This window comes from Mesorhizobium sp. M7A.F.Ca.US.006.04.2.1, from assembly GCF_004022915.1.
GTDB classification, from domain to species: Bacteria; Pseudomonadota; Alphaproteobacteria; order Rhizobiales; family Rhizobiaceae; genus Mesorhizobium; species Mesorhizobium ciceri.
Genome location: NZ_RZQA01000732.1, coordinates 1 through 3,327 on the forward strand (window position 1 = coordinate 1; position 3,327 = coordinate 3,327).

7 protein-coding genes and 1 pseudogene are annotated in these 3,327 nt (G+C 62.6%); 6 read left to right on the forward strand and 2 right to left on the reverse strand.

Annotated elements, in window-relative coordinates:
• The 5 genes and pseudogenes from EN925_RS28980 to EN925_RS40985 form a co-directional block, all read left to right on the forward strand.
• Positions 1 to 455 (forward strand): nitroreductase family protein (locus tag EN925_RS28980; protein WP_128337108.1); only part of this gene is annotated, 455 nt, incomplete at its 5' end.
• A gap of 156 nt (positions 456 to 611) precedes the next feature.
• On the forward strand, positions 612 to 1,529 hold the full coding sequence (locus tag EN925_RS28985; RefSeq protein ID WP_127367358.1) for an NADP-dependent oxidoreductase: 918 nt from the start codon (positions 612 to 614) through the stop codon (positions 1,527 to 1,529).
• A gap of 553 nt (positions 1,530 to 2,082) precedes the next feature.
• On the forward strand, positions 2,083 to 2,328 hold the full coding sequence (locus EN925_RS40980) for an alpha-hydroxy-acid oxidizing protein (protein WP_245461906.1): 246 nt from the start codon (positions 2,083 to 2,085) through the stop codon (positions 2,326 to 2,328).
• Between the two features lie 59 nt (positions 2,329 to 2,387).
• Positions 2,388 to 2,555, forward strand: coding sequence for a hypothetical protein (locus EN925_RS41700; RefSeq protein WP_348629905.1), 168 nt, complete (start codon positions 2,388 to 2,390; stop codon positions 2,553 to 2,555).
• Positions 2,516 to 2,611 (forward strand): annotated as a pseudogene (locus EN925_RS40985) (alpha-hydroxy-acid oxidizing protein); the annotation flags it as partial. The gene EN925_RS41700 and the pseudogene EN925_RS40985, both read left to right, overlap by 40 nt.
• Positions 2,612 to 2,679: 68 nt before the next feature.
• Here the strand turns inward: EN925_RS40985 and EN925_RS40990 are convergent.
• Positions 2,680 to 2,913 (reverse strand): methyltransferase domain-containing protein, encoded by a 234-nt coding sequence (locus EN925_RS40990; protein WP_245459419.1) that lies wholly within the window; start codon positions 2,911 to 2,913, stop codon positions 2,680 to 2,682.
• A gap of 31 nt (positions 2,914 to 2,944) precedes the next feature.
• On the opposite strand from EN925_RS40990, the gene EN925_RS29005 reads away from it, so the two are divergent.
• Positions 2,945 to 3,148 carry a hypothetical protein gene (locus tag EN925_RS29005; protein WP_348629904.1) on the forward strand — a complete coding sequence of 68 codons (204 nt, stop codon included), beginning with the start codon at positions 2,945 to 2,947 and terminating at the stop codon, positions 3,146 to 3,148.
• Here the strand turns inward: EN925_RS29005 and EN925_RS40245 are convergent.
• Positions 3,083 to 3,327, reverse strand: a 245-nt coding sequence (locus tag EN925_RS40245) for a hypothetical protein (protein ID WP_206632983.1), incomplete at its 5' end; no start/stop codon positions are given. The genes EN925_RS29005 and EN925_RS40245 overlap by 66 nt on opposite strands.

A 3,327-nucleotide genomic window follows, 5' to 3' on the forward strand; every position in this document is an offset into this window, starting at 1 on the left:
CGCCGGAAGCCAAGGCCCGGCTGCGTCCGATCGCCCGGAATCAGCCCGCGATCACCGACGCGGCCGTGACCTTCATCATCATCGGCCAGCTGGCCGATGCCAGCACCGTTCCAGCCCGCCTGGCACCCGTGGTGAAAGCCGGCATCATGCCGGCGCACCTGGTGCCGGAGTGGGAAATCCCCGCTCGCGGTCTGTATGACGATCAGCCGCAGCGCCAGCGCGACGAAGCCGTGCGCTCCGCGACCTTTGGCGCCGCGGCGATCATCTACATGGCCCGGTCGCTGGGCCTGGGTTCGACGCCGATGATTGGTTTCGACGCTGAAGCCGTGCACCGCGAGTTCGGCCTGGCCGAAGACGAAGTGCCGGTCATGCTGTTGACCGTCGGACCGGAGCGAGCTGGCAACTGGCCGCAGAAGCCGCGCATGCCGGTGGCCGATGTGCTGGACTTTGCATAACGAAAATCCTGGATTCGCGGGCGCGCGAGAGCTCCGAGGAACCCAGGCAGGGACCTCAAGGTCGTCGTGGAGGACGCGAAGCCGACGCGTGAAAGCTCGAAAGACCTGCCACGCCCGCTAATTACCCCAACACAAATGTCGGAGGAGACAATTCCCATGAAAGCGATCGTAGTGACGGACCAGGCTGCAGGAGAGGCCGGGATGAAGCTGGTACAGCGGCCCGAGCCGCGGGCGGCAATAAACGATGTTGTTGTGGAGGTTCATGCGGCGGGATTCGTCAACACCGAACTGGAGTGGCCTTCGACCTGGGCTGATCGAACCTTTCGTGACCGGACGCCATCGATCCTCGGCCATGAAATGGCCGGTGTGGTCACTGCGCTTGGCTACGGCACTACGGGGCTGTCAATCGGCCAGCGCGTATTCGGCCTCGCAGACTGGCATCGCGATGGCACGCTCGCCGAGCATGTCGCTATGGAAGCTCGCAATCTCGCGCCGCTGCCCGGCGACGTTGACTTCACGGTGGGTGCGAGCCTGCCGATCTCCGGCCTGACCGCGTGGCAGGGGCTGTTCCAGCATGGCCGCCTTCAGGCGGGGCAAAGCGTGCTCGCGCATGGTGCGGCCGGTGCCGTCGGTTCGATGGTGACGCAGCTTGCAAGGGAGGCCGGGGCTTACGTCATCGGCACCGGACGCACTGCAGACCGCCAGAAGGCGCTCGACTTCGGCGCAAATGAATTCGTCGATCTTGAGAACGACTCTCTGGAAGACGTCGGCGGCGTCGATCTGGTGTTCGATGTCATCGGCGGCGGCATTCAGAAGCGGTCTGCAGCCCTGATCCGGGCCGGAGGCACGCTGGTGACCGTCGTCGGTCCTACCGACGTGCGGCCAGCGGATGGCCTGGCGATTGACTTTGTCGTCGAGACCGATCGCACCCAGCTATACGAGATAATTCAGCGAGTGCGGGACGGAACACTGAGGACGAACATCGGCAAAGTCGCGGCCCTCGACGACGCCGTTGCAACTTTCAACTCGAAAGAGCGACGTTCGGGAAAGACGATCATCCGCGTTCGGGCGTGAGGACTCGGGGGAGAGAGGGCAGCTCCTCTTTCTCCTGAAAGCCGAAGGTCCGCGGCAAACGCCGCGGCGTCAGATGTGGTTGCATCTTGGGAGTTCGAGTTCGGTGGCGTCTGCCTGCAGCAATCCCGGTAGCTGGCGAGATTTTGATCCAATACTGCGTTGTTTGTTGAATCTGAAGCCTGGAGGCAAAGACCCAGGCATGGCGGCGAGAGACGATTAAACATTGATCGATAGCTTCAGACCTTGCTTTGCCGTCGCGTGGTATATGCGCGAAGGCTAATGTCCGTCGGGAGTAGAAACATGCTGAGAATTGTAGGGGACCGAGACCCCGACTGGGCAGAAGGTCGACATCTTCACCATCGTGCCTTGTGGTGTAGCCAGCTATCAAGCCTGGGAGGACGGCGGCACAACCGTGCCGACGTTGTGTTCAAATGCCGACTTCTTCTACAGCGTCACCGGCAAGTGCGACTTCAACAAGCGCCCCTCGATAACGGCGCTGACACAGTAGGAGGTGTATCTCTTTGCCTTTGGGAAAGCGGCACGTGCTGCGCGTGTGACAAGACTTGATACCGGGATCACGCTCTTCGGGCAAAGTCTGCCGCATCCGATCATCCTGGCCCCGATAGCATATCTGCGGCTGGTGCATCCGGAAGCGAGGTGGCGGCGGCGCGCGGCGCCGGAGTGGCGGAAGCGGTGTTCACTTTGGGGACCACGGCGATGCAGCGATCGAGGATGGCGTGGCGGTGAGCCAGTCTCCAGTCTGGTTCCTGCTCTATTGGCAAAGCAATCGCGGTTTTAATGGCCAACTCTTAGCGCATGGCGGCACTTGGCGCAAAGGCGATCTGTGTGACGGTCGACATGCCGACGCCAGGCGATCGCCGTAGGCAGTTCCGGGCAGGATTCATAATTCCCGACGGCCTCGCAACGCCATACTTCAAGGACCGGAACACCGGCGTGCTCAAAGTTGGCACTGCGCAGCGGCGGCCATGCCGACCTGGGCGGATACTGCCTGGCTGCGTTCGCTGACAACCCTGCCGCTTATTCTGAAGAGCATCCTCGATCCTGAGGATGCCGAGCGGGCGATCGGAACGGGTGTCGATGCCATCGCGGTCTCGAACCAACCCTCCCGGCAATCATCGGCTTCACCAGATTACCGAGGTCGCGCCGCGTCGGCTTCGTGGAAGCGAACCTTCTCGTCAAGGCCGCTGAGCATGGTCAGCCGGCCGGATGCCTCGACAAAGGCTGGTGTGAGGTCGACACCATCGACCTGGCAGCCATAGGTGGCGGCCAGGAAGCGCGCCGGGCCGCCAATGCCGCTGCCGACATCAAGGATCCGGTCGGTGGGCGAGGGGGCAAGACCGAAACTGCCCTTCGCCGACAACACATTCAACGCGGCAATCTGCTTCTATGTCGGCATGAACATCGCCGACAAGGCGGCCGTCATCGGGCAGGCTTTTCGCGTTCTGAAGCCGGGCGGCAAACTGATCTGGACCGAAGCCGTGCTGGCTGCCGGCGAGCCGAATTATCCCTTGCCCTGGGCGGTTGCGCAAGAACTACATCCGCAGCCTGAGCGAAGGCAGATTGGTGTCACTGGCCGTCATCGTCTCGAAACTGCCTGACCGGAGCCTTGATCGCGAAGGGGCAGAAACAAAAAACCCGCCTTGGCGGCGGGAAGTTGGCGGACCCGCTACGCCACCATCATCACCGATGCTGACGGCCGGGAAATCGTCAGCGCCATCGGCGAATTCGCAGGCACTGCGCCCCACCCACGCCTGGGGCGTGTCGAGCAGGTCGCATC